The organism is Bacteroidota bacterium (assembly GCA_017303905.1).
Taxonomy (GTDB): Bacteria; Bacteroidota; Bacteroidia; order B-17B0; family Aurantibacillaceae; genus JAHEYG01.
This window is the reverse complement of record JAFLBH010000004.1, coordinates 65,655-88,234: the sequence shown is the minus strand read 5'-3', so window position 1 is coordinate 88,234 and position 22,580 is coordinate 65,655. Positions and strand designations below refer to the sequence as shown.

Here is a 22,580-nt window from a genome sequence, read left to right as displayed (position 1 = left end):
TTAATTCGGTTGAAAGGGGCTTTAATTCTAATTTTAACGAAAAATAAGTATTTGAAAATTAGATTGTTAAATCTTTTGTTTAGAAGGTAAAAAAGATATTAATTTGTAGGCGCGAGGCATTTCTTAAATCCACAAAAATGACCAAAACCTTAACTCATAACATTGAAATTTCTGTCGAGTGCAAATATTGGCCGGAACAATCGAATCCTCGTGAAAATCATTATTTCTTTGTTTATTATATAACCATAGAGAATAAAGGCAATCAAGCCGTGCAGTTAATTAAACGGCATTGGGAAATTTTCGATAGTATTAATGAAGTTAGAACGGTTGATGGTGTTGGTGTAGTTGGTGAAACGCCAATTTTAGAGCCGGGAGAAAAGTTCGAGTACAATAGTGGTTGTAATTTAGTGTCTGAAATCGGGTATATGCAAGGCTATTATACCATGAAGAAAATGAGCGATGGTTCCGAGATAGAAGTTACCATTCCGCAATTTAATTTAATCGTTCCCGCTAAACTTAATTAGTCGGGATAAATCACAAAATTTCTAGGAGTTTCGTATAATGTAACTTGTATATCGAATTGTGTGTTAATTTTCGGTCGCATAATATTATATACAACTTTCGCGATGTTTTCAGCTGTAGGATTCAGATTTTTGAATTCAGGTACATCCAAATTTAAGTTACGATGATCAAAACGCTCCGAAATTTCTTTGTTTAGTATATCACTGAGGTCTTTCAAATCCATTACAAATCCCGTTTCAGGATTTACCTCACCGGTTACTTTAAACAGCAAATCATAATTGTGTCCGTGATAATTAGGGTTAGCGCATAAACCAAAAACTTCTTTGTTTTTAGTGTCATTCCAATTGGGATTATGCAGGCGATGGGCCGAGTGAAAAGTTATTTTACGTACTACAGAAGTCTTCATTTATTTACAATATTGTTCAATTAATTTATAAGCCATTTGATCACCAAGAGCATCGGCTTTTTCCAAATCCTGACATGCACCGCGTTTATCTTTGCTTGCAAATTTAAGTGCTGCGCGGTTAACATAAGCGGCCGGATAGTTAAATTTTAGCTTGATGGCATAATCCAGATCTTTTAAACCTTCAACTATTTGCTTATTTTCTCCTTTGGCTACGCCTCTGTAATTATAAATAACAGGGTTTTTAGGATTTAACTTCGCTGCATCATCGAGGTCAACGATTGCCGAGCTAAACTCATTTGAGTTAATTTTTGCTGCGGCACGTGAAATTAATGCTTCTTCCTGATTGGGATTCGCGTCAATATATACGTTCCAATCAGTCACAGCGCCTTTATAGTCTCTTAGCTCGAACTTCGTTTTAGCTCTTGTCTTATATAAGTTATAATCAGGTTTATCGGCAGGAATAGTTTTTTCCGCATCGTTTAATTCTTTTAAAGCGTAATTATAATCTTTCATGGCTAAACGTATTTCTGCTTTGAGCAAATAAGCTTCCGTATATTTTTTATTTTCTTCTGTGGCATAGTCGGCCAAGCTTAGGGCCTTTTTATACTCTTTTCCTGTAAACATTAGTTTAGCGCGATAGTAAAAAAATTCAGGATCATCCACCCTTTGATTACCCGCGCTATCCATATACATTTTGGCATCGTTGTAGCGTTTGTTTTTAAAATAAATGATTCCCAAGTATTTAAGCGCTTCAAAATTGTTTGGCTCAATCTTCAACGACCATAAATAATCAAACTCAGCCCCCATGAGGTCTTCTAAGTTGTATTTGGCAAAGCCCATTTTATTACTGGCGTTTAAATATTCAGGGTTTATTTTAAGTGCTTTCTTAAGAGGAATCATCGATTCTTTCCATTTAGCGGAATCCTGAAGTTTAATGGCTGCCTTATAAAAATCTTCTTCCGGTTTTTTTTGAATGGTATCTACGGAAGAGGTCCCGGCATCTTCAACCGAAAAGTCCCCCTTTTTCTCTTGTGCGTTTAACAAATGTGCCAAAAACAACAATAAATATATTAGTAACCGCTTGTCCATTTCTGTTACCTTAAAAGTAATAAAAAATCAGGCTCTCTTGTTTTTTTGATATATTTAAAAAAAAATAAAAACATGGGAATTGGTACAATTATTTTATCAGTATTAGGATTACTTCTATTGCTGTTATCATTTAAAACCGTACAACAAGGTACTGTTGCGGTTATTACAGTGTTTGGAAAATACAGTCGCATTTTGAGACCGGGATTAAATTTCAAAATTCCTTTTATTGAACGTGTAGCAAAAAAAATCTCTATTCAAAACCGAAGCGCCGAATTGGGGTTTCAGGCTGTAACTATTGATCAAGCGAATGTGAACTTTACCGCAATGCTACTTTATTCAGTGTTGAATCAAGAGGAAGAAACGATTAAAAATGTAGCATTTAAATTCATTGATGAAAGAAATTTTATGCAGGCTTTAGTTCGTTCGGTTGAAGGTTCGGTACGTGCTTTTGTGGCTACTAAAAAGCAATCGGAAGTGTTAATTCTCCGTCGTGATATAGTTGAAGCAGTAAAAGATCAATTGGATAAAACATTAGAAGAATGGGGGTATCATTTAATAGATCTTCAATTAAACGACATCACTTTTGATGAAGAAGTAATGCGCTCGATGGCTAAAGTAGTAGCAAGTAATAACCTAAAGGCAGCCGCCGAAAATGAGGGCCAGGCCCTTTTAATTACTAAAACAAAAGCAGCCGAAGCTGAAGGAAATGCCATTAAAATTGCGGCTCAAGCCGAGAAAGAAGCTTCCCAATTACGAGGACAAGGTGTGGCTTTGTTCCGTGAAGAGGTAGCTAAAGGTATGGCCGTGGCGGCTCAGCAAATGGTTGATGCTAATTTAGATGCAAATCTAATTTTGTTTAGTATGTGGACGGAAGCCATTAAAAATTTCGCAGAACATGGGGAAGGAAATGTTATTTTCTTGGATGGTAGCGTTGAAGGAATGCAAAAAACCATGAAAGATATGATGGCCTTAAATCAACTAGGTTTAAAAGACAAAAAATAGATAAAAATTTGCATTCAGGACTTTGATTTTGTAACTTTAATGAAATAAACACACACAAACACATGAAAAAATCCATACAAACTTTATTACTTGCTTTCTCATTGAGCGGCACAAGCCTTCTAGCTCAAGAACAGCAAACCGTAATGCCTTGTGCTACCTACGACGCCATGGAGGCCGCTTTTCAAGCAGATCCTTCTTTACGTGCGAAATACGAGGCCGAACAAGAAAAACTTCGTCAAGCTACAGTTGCCTATGAGGAAAGCTTAAAAAATCAAAAAGTAGGCGCTGCTTTTCAATACACCATCCCTGTTGTATTTCATATTTTACACGAAAATGGTGCTGAAAACATTTCAGATGCGAATTGTATTGCTGCGTTAGCTAATATAAATAACGATTACTCAGCTGCAGGTTCGGATGTTGGTACAATTAGTCCATTGTTCTCGTCTTTATATATCAATAGCGATATTAAATTCATGTTAGCTCATAAAGATCCTAGTGGAAACTGTACATCAGGTATAAACCATTACTACAATACAGGAACTAACTGGAATCAGGCGTCTCCTAGCTATGCGTATTCAGGAACAGGTGCTACTCAATGGAATCCAACTAAATATTTAAATATTTATGTTGTAAAATCTATCTGCCCTAATACCGCGACTTGCTCATCATCAGGTGGAGTAATTGTTGGATATACTTATAAGCCCGGAACATGGCCTGCAGGTAATTCACGCGATGCATTTGTTATTCGTTCAGGTTGGGTAAGCAGTAACTACATCGATTCACGTACTTTAAGTCATGAAATCGGACACTGGTTAAACCTTTCTCATACTTTTGGTAATACTAATAACCCTGGCGTTTCTTGTGGCGATGATGGTATTGCTGATACACCTATGACCAAAGGATATTTTTCAACTTGTCCGTCCAGTGCTTCAGGTAATACCTGTGTTGGTAGCGGTCAGGCTAACGTAGAAAATATTATGGATTACTCTTCTTGCCCTAAAATGTTTACTAACGGTCAAACAAACGTAATGCGTGCCGCCTTAGCTTCAAGTACAAGCGGACGAAATAATCTATGGGCTACTGCTAATTTAACTGCAACCGATGTTAACGGAACAGGTACATGTGCACCAATCGCAGATTTTCACTCTGTTTACGGTACAGCAGTTAACGTTTACACAGTTTGCGCAGGTAGTACTTTGAATTTTATTGATGATTCATATAATGGAGCTGTAACCGGTCGCGCTTGGACAGCTACAGGAGGTGCGTCAATCGCTAATCCAACCGGAGCTTCAACAGGTATTACTTTTAGCTCTGTTGGCACACAAACTGTAACTTTAACTGTTAACAATGCACAAGGTTCTTCTGTTAAAACAAAAACAGTGAATGTTATTTCAGGTGTTGCTAATGTTAGTGGAAGCTACCAGGAAAGTTTTGAAACTGCAGGTTTACCTACAAATTGGGCAATCATCAATCAAACCGGTGGAACAACTTGGCAACAAAATACAGGTGCTGCGGCATCAGGAAGCAATTCGTATTACATGAATAACACTATCAATCCGGGTGGAGCAATTGATATCTTAGAAACTCCTTCTTATAACTTTGCAGCAAACTCAGGAGCTACATTTACTTTCAAATATGCTTATGCACAGTATAATGGAACTTGGGCAGATGTATTTAAAGTACAAGCAAGCTCTAACTGCGGTGGTAGCTGGACAGATATTTATGTGCCTGCACCTTCAACAATGGCTTCTGGTTCTGGTGGTGTAACAACTACTCCATTTACTCCAACTCCTGCTCAGTTTAAGCTTTATACTTTAACTTCTCATCCGGCATTTAATACATTCAAAACTCAACCAAACGTAAAAATCCGTTTCTATTTCCAAGAGAATACTGCTTCCGGATTTGGTAATAACTTTTACCTAGATGATATTAATTTTAATACACCTCTTGGTGTAAATGAATTAAGTCAGTCAATAGGTTTAGGTTTATATCCAAACCCTACAAATGGTTCAGCTAATGTTGTATTTTCTTTAAGTGATCATGCAGAAATTAAAGTATCGGTAACTGATGTTATCGGAAAAATAGTTGAAGCAGAAAAGATATTTAATTTAAATTCGGGTGATCATACTGTAACAGTGAATGAATTCCAGCAATTAAAAGCAGGTATGTACATTGTTAACGTTGAAATGAACGGGCAAAAAATCACCAGAAAATTAATTATCGAATAATTATCAATTAGTAAATTGAACGCCGCAGCAAAAAACTGCGGCGTTTTTTTATGTTTAGCACAATAATTTAAAGCTTGTTTATCAATTAAATCGGGACTATTTTTACCGTAAATTCAAATACTTTATGCCATTGAAGATTCTTTTGTTGTCTGATTCACGCTCCGAGCATACCGAAAAATGGGCTATGGGCTTGGCATCGAAAGGAATTCATGTAGGTGTTTTTAGTTTTAATAAAGCAACATACGATTGGATTAATAATCATCCGTTGATTACTCTGCTGCACGAGGCGGAAGAAACGGTTAATGCCAAAAAATTAAAGACAAAAATAAAATACATTAAAAATGTTGGCGCATTAAAAGCCGCTATTGCAACATTTAAACCAGATATATTACACGCACATTATGCAACCAGTTACGGGTTAATTGGTGCGCTTTCCGGATTCCATCCTTACATTATTTCTGTTTGGGGAATGGACGTGTATGGTTTTCCCAATGCCTCTTATCTCCATAAATCACTATTGAAGTATAATCTCCGTAAAGCTGATATGATTCTCTCAACAAGTGAAATCATGAAGCAGGAAACATTAAAATACACTGAAAAAAACATTACGGTGACTCCTTTTGGTGTTGATACGGCCGTATTTAAAAAAGCAGAAGTGTCTAAAGAGTCAAATACAATTTACATCGGTACTATTAAATCCATTGAAGAGAAATACGGAATCAGATATATTATTGAAGCTGCGAAAATCTTGAAGGATCGTATCAGAAATCAGAAATTAAAATTTTTGTTGATTGGTGCAGGTAGTCAATCCGATTATTACAAAAAACAAATTGCCGCTGAAGGATTAACCGACATGGTAGAATTAACCGGGCGGATAAAATTTTCAGACGTCCCGCATTACCATAATTTATTGGATATCTTTTTAAATGTATCTATCGATGACAGCGAAAGTTTTGGTGTAGCTGTTGTAGAAGCAATGTCGAGTGAAACGCCGGTTATTGTATCGGATGTAGGAGGGCTGATGGAAGTTATTGATAAAGGTAAGTTCGGTATCATTGTTAAGAAAAAGAACGCTTTGGAGATTGCTGATGCCATTGAAAAATTGATAAACAATCCGCAATTAAGAGAGGAAATGGGTAAGAAAGGACGCGAACATGTTTTAAATACTTACGACTTTAATGTGAGTTTAAATAAAATGATTGAAGCCTATAATTCTGTTTTGAAAAAATAAAGTGATTTTAAAGCCGGTTGAAAATAAGGATTTGTTTTACGAGAAAGCCTCAGCGGCTGTTGGTGTCTTTGCCTCTAAAGAATGGTTATCTATTTATGGTTCTGAATTAAAATTAGTGGGAATACATAACGATGATCAAAAATTTATCGGTGGTTTCTATTATTCTCAAACTAAAAAATTAGGCGCTTCATTTATAAAATTACCACCATACACACCGCATTGCGGCTTGTTTTATTTCTCGGAAGCAAAGAACCAGGCATCGGTCAATAGTTTTTCAAAAGAGGTTGTTTCCGAAGTTTGCAACTATTTGAGTTCACTGAAAAGTAAATTACTGGTCTTAGCTTTTCATTCTTCTGTGAAGGATATGCAGCCTTTTATTTGGGAAAAATATAAAGTCATTCCGAATTATACCTATCGTATCGACCTCCATAAAAGTCTTGATGATATTTATTCCAATTACGATCCTAAAAACAGAAATAAAATCAACGCTTGTCTCAAACAAGAACTTTCAATAAAAGAAGACGGATTAAGCAACGAAAATATGTTTGCTTTCTTTAAGCAGGCATTGCAATCGGCCGGTGCTAATGTTTACGAAGCGGAGTTGAAAAATATTTTTTTAAAATTCGCTAAGCCTAGCAATTCGTTTTGTTTGAGTGCGTTTCAAAACGGCAAGTTGCAAGGCGCCGTTTTCTGTGCATACGATAAAGAAGTATGTTATTATTTATTCGGCGGACTCGATAAAAACGCTGAGGTGAGTGGTGTCACTAATTTACTTTTACATAAAGCTATCGAGAAAGCGAAGAGCTTAGGTTGTCAAACGTTCGATTTTGAAGGCTCCATGTTAAAAGGAGTGGAGAAGTTCTTCAGGAGTTTTGGTCCGCAATTAGTACCATACTTTACCATTAATAAAGCCTCTTTGCCATTGGAAATGCTATTGAAGTTTAAAAAACGGGAGTTGTTCTAATGAGTAAACTACATTACATAACTCACCGTGAAATTGATTTCCTTAAATGGGATCAAACGATATTAAATTCAAAAGCACCCTTGGTATTTGCACAATCTTTTTATTTAAATGCCACTTCACCCGGATGGGATGCCTTAATCGGTGAAAATTATAAATGTGTTTTTCCCATTACTTCAAAAACAAAGCACGGAATAAACTATTTGCCACAACCTCATTTTACATCGCAATTGGGTTTGTTTGGTGATTTTACGAAGGAAGATTTAAATTTTTGCATTGATTATATAACGAAAAAGTACAAGCTTATTGAGATTGAATTGAATCATTTATGTAATCATAGCACAGCGATAAAATGTACCTTTGTTATAAATTATAAAAAATCGTATTCGTTTAACGAAAACACCAAACGCAATATTTCAAGAGCGCAGAATAACGGTTTTAAAGTGGAGGAAGTGAAGGGTAGCGATGCTATGCATTTATCTCAAACCTATTTAATTCCTTTTTTGAAAAACGAATTGGGATTAAATGAAGAAGCACAATCTGTATTTATGATACTCCTCAAAAATGCGGCTGAGGTAAATAAACTCCATACCTTTAAAGTGATAAATGCAAATGGGGAGGTCATGGCAATTGGTACATTTATTTCAAACGGAAAGCATACCATTTTTTTAAAGGGCACTAATTTTGATAAGAAAGAGAATACCGGAAGTATGCATTTATTAGTGAGTCATGCTATCAAGTACTTTGAAGATAAATCAGAAACCTTTGATTTTGCCGGCGGTTCTTTATCGGCCGGCTTAGCAGGTTTTTATAAAGGTTTAGGTGGCGAACAATTAGATTACGGTTATTTAAACATCAATAATTTACCCTGGTATATTAAATTATTTAAGAAGTAGTGAAAGCAATTATTTCCCACGATATTGATCATATTACGGTAAGCGAACACTTACTGCGCGATATGATTGTGCCGAAATTCATGGTACGCACCAATATTGAGTTGACTTTAGGGAAAATCGGATGGCAGGAATACTTTTTACGTTGGAATGATTTTTTAAAGAATAAATGGCAAAACATTGATGAATTAATCGCTTTTAATAAAACTAAAAATATTCCCTCCACATTTTTTATAGGCGTTGATAAAGGAATAGGATTAAATTACAGTAATGATGCAGCCGCTGTTTGGATAAAGCGAATTATAGAGCAGGGTGAGACGGTTGCAATACATGGCATTTGTTTTCAAAGCTTAGATAAAGTAAAAAACGAAAAGCAATGTTTCGAGAAAGCGTTTAATATTAAGCCTAAAGGAATGCGCATGCATTATGTAAAACGAAACGAGAATACACTTAATTATTTTAACGAAGCGGGATACCGTTTTGATACAACCGTACACGCTTATGAAAATCCTTATAAAGTTGGTACTATGTGGGAATTCCCCTTTCAAATTATGGATGGCTGGGTTATTGAGAATGGAAAGAAGTGGCAAAGCCGTAGTTTAGAAGAATGTAAGGAAGCGACTAGAAAATCCATCGACAAAGCCTTTGAGAGCAATTTAAATTACATTGGTATCGATTTTCATGATCGTTACTTCAGTAATAGTTTCAAAACCTGGATAGATTGGTATATTTGGCTTTGTGATTATCTGATTGAAAATAAAATCGCTTTTACATCTTTTGAAAATGCGATGAGCGAATTAGAATCACAAACGCAAACTAAACTTCAAGCTACACTATAATTGGCAATCAAATTACTCATATTAACTCAATACTTTCCGCCTGAAGTTGGCGCACCGCAAAACCGTTTGTATGAATTGGCCGTGCGTTTAAAAAACAAAGGTGTCGATGTGAGCGTACTAACCGCCATGCCCAATTATCCTAAAATGGAAGTGCAGAAGGAGTACGCCGGTAAGAAATATATGTATGAAGAAAGTGAAGGGTTGAAAATTCATCGCAGCTGGATTTATGTTTCTAAAAGCAAAGGCATCATTAAACGCCTCTTGAATTATTTTTCTTTCGTATGCTCAAGTGCCTGGTATGGAAAACGAAAAATTGGGGATGTAGATTTTATTTTATGTGAATCGCCACCTTTATTTCTGGGTTACTCGGCTTTGCGTTTAGCTAAAACCAAAAAAGCCAAATTAATCTTTAACGTCTCCGATCTTTGGCCGGAGTCGGCCGAGAAACTTGGCGTGGTTACTAATTCTACCATGCTTAAAATGGCGTATAACCTCGAAGAGAAATTATATAAAGCTTCGGTGTTGGTAAGCGGACAAACACAAGGGATTTGTCAGAATATTAATCAACGCTTTCCACAAGTTAAAACCTATTGGCTGCCGAATGGGGTAGATATGAATTATTATAACCCTCAGCAGATAGCGGCCGGTGATTTCAGAATTAATAACAATATCGCTCAAAATGATTTTGTTTTCCTTTATGCCGGCATCATTGGCTTGGCGCAAGGGTTGGAAATAATTCTGGAAGCGGCTAAAGCGATAAAAGATAAACCGCATTTGAAATTTGTGTTATTGGGCAACGGTCCGGAGAAACCAAGACTCATAGAGCTGCAAAAGCAATACGGATTAAGCAATGTGATATTTATTGATTTTGTGCCAAAGAGCCAAATGCCTCAGGTATTAAAATCGGTGAACGCAGCTATCATTCCCTTAAAGAAACTCGATTTGTTTAAAGGTGCTATTCCTTCCAAAATATTTGAAAGTCTGGCTATGGAACTGCCCATTTTATTGGGTGTAGATGGTGAGGCGCGTGACTTGTTTATCAATAAAGGCCAATGCGGATTGTATTTTGAACCCGAGAATGTAAATGAATTGGTAAAGGCTGTAATTGATGTGTCTTCTGATTATACAAAGGCCAAACAATTAGGTGTGAATGGCAGAAACTATGTGAACCAAAATTTTAACCGCGATACCATCGCTGAAAAATTTTACAATCAAATAATTCAATTGTAAGTGAAAACGCGCAGCCAAATATTTTTTGAAAATCTGCCGGTGTTGTTCACCTTCTTAATGCCATTTGGATTAAACTTATCCATTCTCATCATACTCTGGTTTATTACCTCTTTGTTTGTGGCCAAAAAAGACGATATGTTAAGCGGTTTAAAAAATCCATGGTTCCTTGTGATGCTAGGTTATTTTACATTACACGTTATCAGCGCAGCTCTTTCTGATAACAAACATGAATCCATCCGGGCCATTGAAGTAAAACTGGGTTTTTTAGCCTTTCCATATTTTTTCTTTCTATTTAAAATCAATACAGCCACCATTCGACGTATCGTGATTGCTTTTGTAAGTGGATGTTTCTTTGCCTTGATAGCTTGTTTAATGCGGGCCTTGTGGATTTATATAGTGGACGGAGAAAATCATTTTTACTACAATAAATTTTCTTATTTCATGCATGCGGGTTATTTCTCCATGTACATGTTGTTTGCTTCAGTCGTTTTATTTTTAGTTTATCCTGTATGGTTTGAGAAAGAAAAATGGCTCACCATCATGCGCGTGTTTTTAATGCTAAGTTTTGTGACCGGCATCTTTTTATGCGCATCTAAAATCGGTATCATTGCTTTATTAGCTGTAGGTATTTTGCTTCCGATTATTAAATACAAGGAGGTAATTACACCCGGAAGATTTGTGGTGTTTTTATTAGCGCTTTGTGCTTTAGTTGGCATTTTATATGTGGCTTTACCAACACCATTTGAAAGACTCAGTAATGCTTTTAAAACAGCTTCTTCAGCTAACGTTGATAAAACTTCCGTGGAGAGTACAGCCGTTCGTATGTTGATTTGGGGAGAAAGCATGGAAATCATTAAAAATAATTTCTGGTGGGGAGTAGGTGTAGGCGATGCGAATGATGTTTTACAAGCGGCCTACAAAGAGCATGGACTCACCGGCGCCTTAGAACATAATTTAAACACCCACAATCAATACTTTCAAACCTTTATCGGATTGGGTGTAGTTGGGACATTGCTTTTAGTAATAGGGACGCTTGGTGGAATGATTTATGGATTTGCTAAACGTAATACTGTTTTGGTTTTATTCAGCGTGATTATTATGCTGAATTTTTTGGTAGAGTCGATGCTGCAAACACAAGCCGGTAATTTGTTTTATGGCTTTTTTGTGTGTTTGTTGTTGCGGTATGAGTTGATGATTTTACCTGAAAATGAGACAAAACATCAGCATTAAACCTATTTCAGGTTTAACAGCGAGTGATAAATCTTCGTAGTTGCGGAATTAAAAGAAAATGCAACAGAGCATAGCAGTAACAACGAAGTAAATCACAATATCCAGTAAACGTTCCTGAGTATTCATTTAATCATTCAAATTACTTTTATATAAAGCTATTACAATTTGAACGCTTATTGTGTTAAAGGATTATGGGTTTTGAACAGGGTTTTGTTCATTCGGTAGTTCTTTCTTCTTCCCGCCCAAAATGGCAAATAGCATTACCGGCAGTAAAAAGATATCGGCGAGTACGGCAATGATAATGGTGACGCAAATTAAAAAACCGAAATAATAAGTACTCTGAAAATCGCTGATCATTAAACTCATGAATCCTCCCATTAAAATGAAAGTGGTGAGCAATATGGGTTTTCCTGTTTCAAAATAGGTGCGCTTAAAAGCGTACATTAAACTCTTGCCGTAACCTAATTCTATTTTTAAACGCGATATAAAGTGTATGGTGTCATCAGTAGCTACACCAAAAGCAATGCTAAACACCAAAGAAGTGGCCGATTTTAATTCGATGCCCATAAAGCCCATCACGCCCGCCATAATGGCTAAAGGAATAACATTCGGTAAAATAAATACCAATACCATTCTCCAGCTGCGGTGTAAAAAGTAAGTGAGGATGACAATCACAATAATCGAAAACAAAAAGCCCTGCATCATGTTTTCTACCATGTAATCGTTATTCAAATCTACCAAATGCGCCGCTCCTGTAACTGTTATTTCTAATTCTTTGGCATTAATGTTTGCCGCTACATATTCGTTTAATTTTTGATTGTGTTCTTTTACAATGCTACTGCCCACATCCTGAATTTTTGCACTGATGCGCGCGGTTTTAAAATCGGCACTCACCAAACGCTTGATGTCTTTGTTCTTTTTGTTGTTTTTTAATTCCTTGGTAATGGTTTCAAAGTCTTCTTCATTCGGTATAGTCAGACCCGCATTATCATTCAAAGCTTTGTTGAGCGACTTTACCAGCGAAGCAGGTGAATACAAAAATCCTGCCCCATATTCTTTCTTAATGAATTCGTCAAGTCCGTTCAACTGTTTAATGATGCTGTAATCCCAAACGTTTTTGCCGGTATCCTTTACGGTGATTTGTATTTCGAGCGGACGAACACCGCTGTATTCTTTATCGAAGAAGTTAAAGTCTTGTTTGATTTTTACACCATTGCTTAAATCATCTAACAATAGATTATTCACCTTTATTTTATAAATCCCGGCAACGGAGGTAATAATTAGTAAAACAGTGATGGCAACGATGGCTTTCTGGTTTCTGAATATCCAGAAGAGCATTTTACGCATCACATTATAAGTGTTATTGTCGTGGCCATGCACGCTTACCAGTTTTTTAGGCGTGAAGAAAAATAAAAGCGCTGGAAGCAAGGTGTAGCTTAAGATAAAAGCAATTACAATTCCCACTGAGGTGTAAATTCCGAAATCACGGATGGGTTGTATGCTCGAAAATAAGAGCGATAAAAATCCAACCAGTGTGGTGATTAAAGTAAGGAAAGTAGGGAAGCCCACTTCTTTTAAAATGAGAGGATAAATTTTGCTGCGCTCGGTGTTTTTAGATAGCTCTTCGAAGTATTTGGAAAAGAAATGCACCACATCACTCATGCCGGCAATAAATACCATGGTAGGCAGCATCACCGACATTAAATCAATAGGTTTACCAATCAAAGCCATGATGCCTAAGGTCCAGAAAATAGAAATAAGAACTATAGAGATAGGAACAATAATGCCGTAAACACTTCGGAAGGAAAACCAAAGGAAGATAATGACTAAGGCAAAAGAAATAGTGAGGAAGTACACAAATTCTTTTTGAAGATTTTGTAAGTACACATCCTGCGCGAAAATTCTGCCCACAAAATGGATGTCGTCGAATTTGTATTTGTTAATACATGCTACGATTTGATTTGCCAGAGAATCGGATTTTACTTTACTGAGTTCGTCGCGGGTTTTAATGTAAATGCTGAGTGATTTTGCATTCTTCGGAAAGAAAGAACCAACAAATTCTCCTGAGCTGTAAATGGCGGTGCTGTCATCTTTATACAAATCGGGATTATCGTAATGCAATACTTTGGTTTGAACCGGAGCGAGTCCGCCAAGACTAAGCATTTTTAAATTGGTTGGTGAAATAACTTGCTTAACGTAGCTTAATTGGTTTAAGTCGTTGGTAAGCGCGTCCACCTTTTCGAGGTAACTTTTATTAAAGATGCCGTTTTTGTTTTCAAGAGCAATTAATACGAATTCATTGTCGTACTCGAAATTGTGGCGGTACTTTTCGTAGAACTCCAACTCCTTATCTTCATTCGGAAAAAAAGCTTCGAAGTCGTAATCGAATTTAAGGCTTGAGATTTTGAAGCCGCAGAGTACTGAAAATCCGATAACAAAAATGATAACAAAAATGTAATATGACTTCTGATTTTTGATGGCTTAAAGTTACGGCTTATGTGATGAAATAAAAATGCATTTTAAACAAAATGTCATTCCAACCGGAGGGAGGAATCTATCAGGAAAGTAGATTTCTCACTAACGCTCGAAATGACAATTACCAAGTTCTCGACTACGCTCGAACCGACAGTAATAAAAAATGTCATTCCGACCGAAGGGAGGAATCCATCATGAAGACAGATTTCTCGCTAACGCTCGAAATGACAATTACCAAGTTCTCGACTACGCTCGAACTGACAGTAATAAAAAATGTCATTCCGACCGGAGGGAGGAATCTATCATGGAAACAGATTTCTCACTAACGCTCGAAATGACATTATGATTAGAAAGGAATTTAAATTCCTGATGTGCCTGACATAATGCTAACGTCTGAATCGGTGTTTTGTTCAGGCGTAATGGCAATCACCGGAATATCCGAATGATGAATGACCTGTTGCGCATACGGACCTAAGAAGAAACCGCTGATTTCCGCTTCCTGATCCGTCATAATAATGATTAAATCAGATTTGGTTTTTTCGGCTTGTGCAATCGTTGCCTTTGCACGGTTCTTAACATCTTTCAAAATTTCGCTGGTGGCGATTACGTTTTGTTTTTTTGCTAATTCTTTAATTTGATTCATTACCACACCCATACCTGCTGCTTCATTTACATCATCGGCCCCTAAAATTCCTGCAACGTGTAAGTGCGCGCTGAATGTTTTAGCTAATTCGATGGCGTAAGTTACTTTTTGGCGACTGTGTCCTGATGTATCAATAGGTAATAAAATGTTTGTGTAACCGAATTTCTTCGCTTTTTGACTCATGGTCATAACCGGCACACTTCCTTTGGTAATTACCTTTAAAGTGTTGCTTCCGATTACAAATTCTTCAATCGGTGAATAGCCATGAGTGCCCATTACCACCATATCCGCACCAATTTCTTTTTCGGTAGCAATGATTTCTTTGGTAGGATTTCCCATTTTCACAATTGTGTTAATGGTTACTCCATATTCATCTTTAATCTGATTGGCTAAAAAGTTTAATTTATTAGTTGCAGCTTGTTCAAATTTTTCAGGTCCATCAATATGCATAGGTTGTTCTACGACAGCATAATGTTCATACTGCTTATTAATAACGTGCAATAGGTATAAATCGCCTTTAGTATATTTCGCTAAAAAGGCTCCATGTTTAATGGCTAATAATGAGGTATCCGAAAAATCTACCGGAATTAAAATTTTGCCTGATTTAAAATGTATCATAGTGTTTGTGTTTTTTAATTAGGTTAAATATAAGTTTATTTTTTAATTATCAATACTGACCGAAATCAAGTCTAAAACTGACGGATATGTGTTTTCTTTTACAATAGAATGTATAGCGTTTTTATCCATCCATTCCACTTTTTCAATATTCTCCTCGGTTTGCGGAATGAGCTCTCCTGAATGTGTACTATTCATTAAGTACCAATACGTGATTTTAAGGGCGTATTTCCCTTTATAGGGATAAATATGGTAGGAGGAAGGTAGTTCTTTTACGATCTTAAGTCCTGTAATAGCGCATTCCTCTTCACATTCACGAATAGCGGCTTGAGGTGGTTTTTCGCCCGTATCTATTTTGCCTTTGGGTAAATCCCATTTATCCAAACGATAGATGAAAAGAAATTTATTTTTTTGTGTGATGAGTCCGCCTGCCGCTTCAATGTAAACAAATTGTGTCTTTAGTTTTTCAAAAAAAGAATCTACGTTTTTGCAAAGAAAAATCAAATCCTGTTTGGTGTTTTGTTGAATAAATTCTTGCAAAGAAAGCTGCCAAAAATCATCCGTAACTTTAGAGGTATCTACAATTAATTGATTGCCCGAAGGTTGAATTGTCTCTTGTGTTAAGAGAATATATGCATTATTGAAATAAATTTTTTTGTTCATAAAAATCTCTTTCTAAAGCCTTTTATAAGGCTAATTTTGTGCCCATGACCTCATTTGACGACTCGGCGTTTAAAATTGCCGAATTTTTATTACAAATCAAAGCTATTAAGTTAAGTCCGGATAAACCATTTACCTGGGCTAGCGGGCGTAAATCGCCAATATATTGTGATAACCGTAAAACATTATCTTATCCTCAAATTCGTACGTATATCCGTCAGGAATATGTTAACACCATCAACAAACATTTCGGTAAGCCGGACGTAATTGCAGGTGTTGCTACCGGAGGAATTGCTCAAGGCGCCTTAATTGCACAAGAAATGGGATTGCCTTTTGTATATATTCGCAGCGAAGCTAAAAAACACGGCTTAACGAATATGATTGAAGGTGTTGTTGAGAAAGGACAAAGTGTTATTGTGATTGAAGATTTAATTTCAACCGGAGGCAGTAGTTTAAAAGCAGTTGACGCTTTGAAAGAAGCAGGTTGTGTGGTTAAAGGCATGGTAGCTATTTTTACTTATGGATTTGATGAGGCAGCCGATAATTTCAAAAAGGCGAATATTATTGTAAAGACTTTAACCGATTATAACGTACTTATTGATGAAGCTTTGAAAAAAGGTTACATTGATGAGAAGGATGTGGAGTCATTAAAGCAATGGCGTAAAGATCCTGCCAACTGGGGCGTTGTAAATAATTAATTATCGTGGCTGAGTTTACCATCGTTAGCGATACGCATTCTACCCAAAGTACTTTAAAACACATTTATGAGTTTTTGGCCGATTTCAAAAACTTCGCGGCTATTATGCCTGAAGATAAGGTCGAAAATTTTGAATGTGATGCCGAAAGTTGCAGCTTTAATATACGGGGTGTAACGCCTTTAAAGGTGAAGTTTAAAGAGAAGAAACCTTATTCCTTAATCATTTTTGAATCAGAAGGATTAGCCAAATTCAATTTTTTGTTGGAGGCCGAATTAAATGGCGAAGCCGATGCAACCGGACAATGCACCGTGAAGTTGCATGGCGACATCAATCCTTTTATAAAAATGATGGCTGAAAAACCGCTCACGCATTTGGTGAATACTATGGCATTAAAATTATCGCAATTAAAATAAAAGTATGAGTGATTATACCATTAACGCGGCCATTCAACTGTTGCCTATAGATACTGAACAGAAAAGATGGGATGTGGTAGATAAAGCCATTTTGTTAATTCAGAAAAGCGGATTAAAGTATAAGGTTTGTCCTTTTGAAACAGTGGTTGAAGGAAAAAGCTCAGATGTATTTGCCTTAATTGACGGCATTAAAACTATTGCACTACAAAATTCAAACGAAATTCTCATTAATATAAAAATACATGCGGCTAACCGTGATGTGTTTTTCGAGGAAAAATTAGAAAAATATTAAGGTCGGATTAAAAGGAAGGAAGGTGTTTCCTTTTCACCCATCACAATGTCTTCCGATAATAATTTAAATCCATCAATACTTAAAATGGCCAAGTGATGATTGTAAAACTCAATCATCTGCCAGTTCTGACGGTTTATTAAATGGAAATTTCCAGGCGCGTAGTTTTCAAGGTTTGTTATTTCCTCTTTTAGTTCGGTGTTGGCTTCAATGATGCCGTTCAAATCCACTATGGTAATTTGAACGTTACTGTTTCGGATTATTTTTTTAGCGTAGAATAAAAGAAAAACATCGCTTATTGAAACCACCGGCATTAGTACTTTTTCTACCTGGTCTAAATTATGATCAATAAAAATACCTACGGGAATTTTACTATTATTGATGAAGGCATTTGATTTTTCATCAAGAATATTTGATGTTTTAAAAATCCCGCCTTTTCCCGTGAGTGTTCCTATTAATTTATCCGGATTTAAAGCATTGGCGGTGATACCTATGAATTGACCAAGCAAAGTTCCTTCAAATACGGATTGTCCGACGCCCACCAACATTATATCATAATGACCGGAATTAGCATCACTTAAAATTTCTTCGCTCACATCGTTACTTACTTTATAATTGGTTTTAATGGTGAGGCCTAATTTTAGTGCTTCTGATTTAATGGGTTTAAAGCTCTCCTTTTCGTACTCTGCAAGTTGGTAAGCGGTGATATCAGCAGTTGGCGTTACGTGCAAAGCCATAATTTCAGTTGAGTTTTTCGAGTAACCTGAAATTAAGTTAGCGATTCTTGCCAGTTTTTTACCACTACCGGGATTGGCAAAAGAAAGCAATACTTTGAATTTGTTTTTTGTTTTGAGTGGAATTTCATCACCGTCTTTCCTATAAACAAACTTAAAAATATCAAGTAAAGGTCCGGTCATAAATGTTGTCACAATAACCATTAAAACCATCATAACAAATAATTCGGGTGTAAAAACTCCTAACTCGTAACCAACACTAATTATGACAATTTGGATTAAACCCCGTGTGTTCATTAAGGCACCAAGATTTAAACTATCCTTCCAGCTGTAACCAGCTATCTTGGCCCCCAGCATATTTCCGCCAAACTTTCCAATTATACCTGTAGCTATAAGTAAAAATGTTACCTCATAAAGGTGTAAGTTGTTTAACAATCCAAGATTTGTTTTTAAACCTATAAAAGCAAAGAACAATGGCAATAAAAGTCCAAGGGAAATCGATTCAATTTTTTCAATGATTAGGCGTCTAAAATTAACCGAAGGCGGCATAATGGCTCCTGCCATAAAAGCTCCGAATAAAGCATGAATACCTAAAGATTCAGTGATTAATGATGAGAGTAATAATATACCAAAAATTGTACCTGTGATATTAAGATTAAGGGATTCTTTATTAGAGTAAACCTCACCAAATTTTCTGAGGAAAGGTTGTACTAATTTAATCATGATAAATAAATAGAAGGCCGCAAACATTATTGTAAATACAGAGCCTGCCAAACTTCCTGCTTTTATGATAGCAATGACAACTGCTAAAATGCACCATGCTAAAATATCATCAGCCGCGGCAATTGTTAATGCTAAACTTCCGATTTTTGTTTTAGTTAGATTACGTTCATGAATAATTCTTGCAAGAACAGGAAAAGCCGCAATACTTAAGGACACTCCCATAAAGAGAGAGAATGATAAAAAACTGACTCCTTCAGGCGCGAATTCAGCATAAATAAAATAGGACAATAAAATAGTCAATGTATACGGAATAGTAATTCCGGTAATAGTTATGACAGCAATTTTCGATGTGTTACTCTTTAAGATTTTAGGATCAAGTTCCATTCCAATAACAAACATGAATAGTACTAATCCAACTTGACTCAATAAATGAAGATTCTCCAAAGATTCTGGAGGAAACAGGAATAAGCTGGCTTCAGGAAAAAATACACCTAATATGGAAGGGCCTAATACAACTCCCGCTATTATTTCACCTATAACGGTTGGCTGACCAAGTTTATTGAAAATATAACCAAAGGTTCTTGCAGTGAAAAGAATTGAAAAAATCTGAAATAATAAAATTGCAAAAGGGTGTGTAATGTTTTCCTTGAAAATATAGTTTAATTCATCAATGAGAGAAAAAACTGATTGCTTTGGGAGAATATTTTTGCCTTCTTCAAGAGATTTTCCGGAATGAAGAAGGAAATAAAAGGATAAAAAACATAGCAGTAATACTATTACAAAAAAGCCAATGTTTTTAGTTTTTCTTACCACTTCAGTTTTACAATTCAAATGTATGAAATTAAATGCCTGAAATGAGTCTTTTCTACAACTTTTCAGCCACTAATGCATAAACCATCGGAATTCGATTTCCAATGTGCTTAATGTGCCACTTACCGGGTTCAGTTTCTACAACATGATTAAAGCAAGGGTAGGGCGAATAATCGAATTCCTGAATCTTATTTAATCTTAAACCATTTTTAAGTAAAGCTTCCAAAACTTCTGCAAGTCCGTGGTTCCAGCTAATGGTTGTTGTTTTAATAGGTGCGGATTTATCGGCATAGGTGCCATTTTCGGTTTCCACAATGGCGTCGGCTTTGAAATAATTATATTCTACTTTACTGAAATCGTTATCAAACATCCACACCACAGGATGAAATTCAGCCATAACAAATTTCCCTCCGGGTTTCAGGAAATGGGAAATTACGCCGGCCCATTTATTCATATCCGGTAGCCAACCAATCACACCATAAGATGTAAATACAATGTCAAATTGCTCGTTTAAATGTTGTGGTAATGTATACACGTCACAGCATATAAAACGGGCATCTAATTTTAAATCATCGTTTAATTGTTTGGCTTTTTTAATGGCTTCTTCCGAAAAATCAACGCCGGTAACTTTAGCCCCTATTCGCGCTAAACTTAAAGTATCTTGTCCGAAATGACATTGCAAATGCAAAACGCTTTTACCTTTTATATCGCCGAGTAAATCCAATTCTATGCTGTTTAGCATATTCTTACCTTGCTTAAAAGCATCTACTTCATAAAAGCCCGAATTAAAATGATGTTCGGTGCGCGCGTTCCACGACTCTTTATTGTATTTTAAGTAATCTTCGTTTTTCATTGTATTTTTTAATGTATTTCCAGTTTCTGATTTTTCCTTCAGCCATCCATTCAATGGCAGTTTCCATTCTTTTTAGTCTGGTTTCATCCCTTTTAGCTTCTGTTATCCAGACTATATATTCCTTTTTATTCGCATGACTGAAATTTTCGAAAGTATGTAGGGCGTTTTTGTTTTTACTAAGAGCCTTCTTAAAGTAATCGGGTATAACTAAAGCTTTCCTTTCTTTATCATCGGGCTTCTTACTTAGTTTTACACCCGTATCAATCAGTTTCATGGCTTCCTTAATGTAATCTTTCAGAATTTTATCACTCGGTAAATCTTTGATGTTTGTTAATTTTCCCAGCGAACCCATTCCGTTTTTTGCTTTTCCGCGTGATAAAATCTTTTTGGGATCTTTCATTTTCGATTCTAACCAAAAACCAAATGCGCAATGTTGTTTAAAGGCGGCCATGCTGCATAAAATACTTCCTTTATACATGAAGCATGGAAAACTCCATTTCATGGTTTCTTCGGCATCCGGACAAACTTCGTGAACTAATTCTGTTAGATGCCATAAAATTTCCTGTGCAAAAGGCGCAGATTTACTGATGTATAATTCGACGCGTGTATCCGTTTTTCCCATTTTTATTGTAACATTTTTAAAATTCCAATGGCAATTTGATCAACCGACAAGCCGGTATTGTTTAACACAACCACCCCAACATTTTTACTTTTAATCAAACCGCAGAAACTGGAAAAGCCCTGGGTCATTCCGTTGTGCCAAATTAATTCATTTCCTTTTTTAGTGGTAACTAGTTGCCAGCCCATAGCTACTTGATCGCGTCCGTTATTAAAAGTAGAGTAGTGCGATAATTTAAGTGCGGGCACAGTATCTTTTAAATTGGCCTTTACAAATTGTATCATGTCCTCGCTGGTCGACCGTAAGCCGCCGGCTCCCGAAAATGCCCCCAAATCCCATTTATCAGTGGTTTGTCCGTACGAATTATGTCCTTCTGCAAAGCGTTTTTCATCCTCGCTGTTTAAAGTGATTTTAGTGTCATTCATTTTAAGAGGAGATGTGATTTTTTCTTTTACCAGGTTTTCATAGGTTTTATTATACACTTTTTCTAAGGTTACCGCCAGCAAGGCAGCACCAAGATTAGAATACTCGTTTTTTAAACCAGGAAACGTGTCAATTGAGATTGTAGAAATGTAATTGAGAAGCATTTCTTTGGTATAATGCTTATAGGGATTGGAGGCATCATAACCTTTTTGTGTGGTTAAATCGGAGGGAATACGCTGAATGCGCGATGTGTGATTACTCAAATGAACCAATTCAACTTGTTTACCCTTATAGGCTAAATTTTTATACGAATCGCCTAAATACTTTTTAAGCGGGTCGTTGGCGTTTACTTTTTTTTCGGTTATGGCCTGCGCCAATAGGATGCTTGTAAAAACTTTACTTACGGAGCCAATTTCATAAATGGTTTTTGAATTGGGTAATTCGTTTTTTCCTCTGGCAACTTCACCATAATTGTAAAATTTGGTAGTTTCTCCATTGTAAACTGCAATACTTAATCCGCAAACACTGTTGTTTTCATAGTACTTTTTCACAATAGAATCTATTTGTAACTCCAGTTGATTAGATAAAGGATTGTCGCTTCGTAATTCGCCATTGTTTAGCACCGGAACTTTCGGTAACTTTTCTTCATGTATGGTCCAACCCATACCGGTAATTTCTTCTTCCGCGTTACAGCTGAGTTGAAGATCCATTTTCCCATTATTAAATTCCGCTACAAATAGGTGCATGCTGCCTTTATAGTCGCTGTGCTGAATGGAAAGCATCGCGCCATACTGATCGTAAATATTAAGTTTAAAGAAATCGCCCAGCTCTTTTTCTGAAATTTGTTTTTTAAAATCCGCATCCAGAAGCTTATAAATGCCTTTGTAATTCTGTGCGTTATATTCTTTCAATAGGATGGCTGCCGTTTTTTCATGCGTTTCTTTGGAGGCCAGTTGAGCCATTCCAAAAAAGGTAAAAAGGCAGAAAATAAATA

The 22,580-nt window shown here is 36.2% G+C and carries 21 protein-coding genes; 12 read left to right on the top strand and 9 right to left on the bottom strand.

The annotated features are described in order from the left end of the window. Nucleotides 1-137 precede the first annotated feature (137 nt). Complete coding sequence (gene apaG / locus J0L69_13685; GenBank protein MBN8694241.1) at nucleotides 138-524, top strand: Co2+/Mg2+ efflux protein ApaG; 387 nt, start codon at nucleotides 138-140, stop codon at nucleotides 522-524. Here the strand turns inward: apaG and J0L69_13680 are convergent. Together J0L69_13680 and J0L69_13675 are read right to left on the bottom strand one after the other, a co-directional pair. Continuing rightward, nucleotides 521-928, bottom strand: coding sequence for a 6-carboxytetrahydropterin synthase (locus J0L69_13680; protein ID MBN8694240.1), 408 nt, complete (start codon nucleotides 926-928; stop codon nucleotides 521-523). The genes apaG and J0L69_13680 overlap by 4 nt on opposite strands. Continuing rightward, complete coding sequence (locus J0L69_13675) at nucleotides 929-2,017, bottom strand: hypothetical protein (protein MBN8694239.1); 1,089 nt, start codon at nucleotides 2,015-2,017, stop codon at nucleotides 929-931. A gap of 72 nt (nucleotides 2,018-2,089) precedes the next feature. On the opposite strand from J0L69_13675, the gene J0L69_13670 reads away from it, so the two are divergent. The 8 genes from J0L69_13670 to J0L69_13635 all read left to right on the top strand — a co-directional run bounded on the left by J0L69_13670 (nucleotide 2,090) and on the right by J0L69_13635 (nucleotide 11,631). Continuing rightward, a complete protein-coding gene (locus J0L69_13670) occupies nucleotides 2,090-3,019 on the top strand; it encodes an SPFH domain-containing protein (protein MBN8694238.1) in 930 nt (309 codons plus the stop codon). Between the two features lie 62 nt (nucleotides 3,020-3,081). Then, the gene (locus J0L69_13665) at nucleotides 3,082-5,247 is read left to right on the top strand and encodes a T9SS type A sorting domain-containing protein (GenBank protein MBN8694237.1); all 2,166 of its coding nucleotides are present in this window, start codon (nucleotides 3,082-3,084) and stop codon (nucleotides 5,245-5,247) included. Between the two features lie 130 nt (nucleotides 5,248-5,377). Then, complete coding sequence (locus J0L69_13660; protein ID MBN8694236.1) at nucleotides 5,378-6,478, top strand: glycosyltransferase; 1,101 nt, start codon at nucleotides 5,378-5,380, stop codon at nucleotides 6,476-6,478. A gap of 1 nt (nucleotide 6,479) precedes the next feature. Next, nucleotides 6,480-7,442 (top strand): GNAT family N-acetyltransferase, encoded by a 963-nt coding sequence (locus tag J0L69_13655; GenBank protein ID MBN8694235.1) that lies wholly within the window; start codon nucleotides 6,480-6,482, stop codon nucleotides 7,440-7,442. Then, nucleotides 7,442-8,335: a hypothetical protein gene (locus tag J0L69_13650; GenBank protein MBN8694234.1), complete on the top strand. Its 894-nt coding sequence runs from the start codon at nucleotides 7,442-7,444 to the stop codon at nucleotides 8,333-8,335. Before J0L69_13655 ends, J0L69_13650 begins: the two co-directional genes overlap by 1 nt. Continuing rightward, the gene (locus J0L69_13645) at nucleotides 8,335-9,171 is read left to right on the top strand and encodes a hypothetical protein (protein MBN8694233.1); all 837 of its coding nucleotides are present in this window, start codon (nucleotides 8,335-8,337) and stop codon (nucleotides 9,169-9,171) included. The genes J0L69_13650 and J0L69_13645 overlap by 1 nt, the downstream gene beginning before the upstream one ends. Nucleotides 9,172-9,177: 6 nt before the next feature. After that, nucleotides 9,178-10,401: a glycosyltransferase family 4 protein gene (locus J0L69_13640; protein MBN8694232.1), complete on the top strand. Its 1,224-nt coding sequence runs from the start codon at nucleotides 9,178-9,180 to the stop codon at nucleotides 10,399-10,401. Next, nucleotides 10,402-11,631, top strand: coding sequence for an O-antigen ligase family protein (locus J0L69_13635; GenBank protein MBN8694231.1), 1,230 nt, complete (start codon nucleotides 10,402-10,404; stop codon nucleotides 11,629-11,631). It abuts the gene before it with no gap. A gap of 189 nt (nucleotides 11,632-11,820) precedes the next feature. Here the strand turns inward: J0L69_13635 and J0L69_13630 are convergent, their stop codons facing one another. From J0L69_13630 to J0L69_13620, 3 genes are all read right to left on the bottom strand, one after another. Beyond that, nucleotides 11,821-13,974, bottom strand: coding sequence for an MMPL family transporter (locus J0L69_13630; GenBank protein MBN8694230.1), 2,154 nt, complete (start codon nucleotides 13,972-13,974; stop codon nucleotides 11,821-11,823). Between the two features lie 490 nt (nucleotides 13,975-14,464). Further along, nucleotides 14,465-15,367 carry a universal stress protein gene (locus tag J0L69_13625; GenBank protein ID MBN8694229.1) on the bottom strand — a complete coding sequence of 301 codons (903 nt, stop codon included), beginning with the start codon at nucleotides 15,365-15,367 and terminating at the stop codon, nucleotides 14,465-14,467. A 42-nt stretch (nucleotides 15,368-15,409) separates the two neighbouring features. Further along, nucleotides 15,410-16,027, bottom strand: coding sequence for an NUDIX domain-containing protein (locus tag J0L69_13620; protein ID MBN8694228.1), 618 nt, complete (start codon nucleotides 16,025-16,027; stop codon nucleotides 15,410-15,412). A gap of 44 nt (nucleotides 16,028-16,071) precedes the next feature. Between J0L69_13620 and J0L69_13615 the strand changes: the two genes are divergently transcribed. Genes J0L69_13615 through J0L69_13605 form a run of 3 tightly spaced genes read left to right on the top strand, consistent with a single transcriptional unit; the run spans nucleotide 16,072 to nucleotide 17,427 of the window. Further along, nucleotides 16,072-16,722, top strand: a complete 651-nt coding sequence (locus tag J0L69_13615; protein MBN8694227.1) for an orotate phosphoribosyltransferase — start codon at nucleotides 16,072-16,074, stop codon at nucleotides 16,720-16,722. A gap of 5 nt (nucleotides 16,723-16,727) precedes the next feature. Then, nucleotides 16,728-17,135, top strand: coding sequence for a hypothetical protein (locus J0L69_13610; GenBank protein ID MBN8694226.1), 408 nt, complete (start codon nucleotides 16,728-16,730; stop codon nucleotides 17,133-17,135). Nucleotides 17,136-17,139: 4 nt separating this feature from the next. Next, entirely contained in the window at nucleotides 17,140-17,427 is a 288-nt protein-coding gene (locus J0L69_13605) for a thiamine-binding protein (protein MBN8694225.1), read from the top strand. On the opposite strand, the gene J0L69_13600 is transcribed toward J0L69_13605, so the two are convergent. From J0L69_13600 to J0L69_13585, 4 genes are read right to left on the bottom strand one after another with little or no spacing between them, the layout of a single operon-like run. Beyond that, nucleotides 17,424-19,712, bottom strand: a complete 2,289-nt coding sequence (locus J0L69_13600; GenBank protein ID MBN8694224.1) for a cation:proton antiporter — start codon at nucleotides 19,710-19,712, stop codon at nucleotides 17,424-17,426. The genes J0L69_13605 and J0L69_13600 overlap by 4 nt on opposite strands. Before the next feature lie 34 nt (nucleotides 19,713-19,746). Continuing rightward, entirely contained in the window at nucleotides 19,747-20,544 is a 798-nt protein-coding gene (locus J0L69_13595; protein ID MBN8694223.1) for a class I SAM-dependent methyltransferase, read from the bottom strand. After that, complete coding sequence (locus tag J0L69_13590; protein MBN8694222.1) at nucleotides 20,513-21,166, bottom strand: YdeI/OmpD-associated family protein; 654 nt, start codon at nucleotides 21,164-21,166, stop codon at nucleotides 20,513-20,515. Before J0L69_13590 ends, J0L69_13595 begins: the two co-directional genes overlap by 32 nt. A gap of 2 nt (nucleotides 21,167-21,168) precedes the next feature. Further along, complete coding sequence (locus J0L69_13585) at nucleotides 21,169-22,548, bottom strand: serine hydrolase (GenBank protein ID MBN8694221.1); 1,380 nt, start codon at nucleotides 22,546-22,548, stop codon at nucleotides 21,169-21,171. Nucleotides 22,549-22,580: the final 32 nt, after the last annotated feature.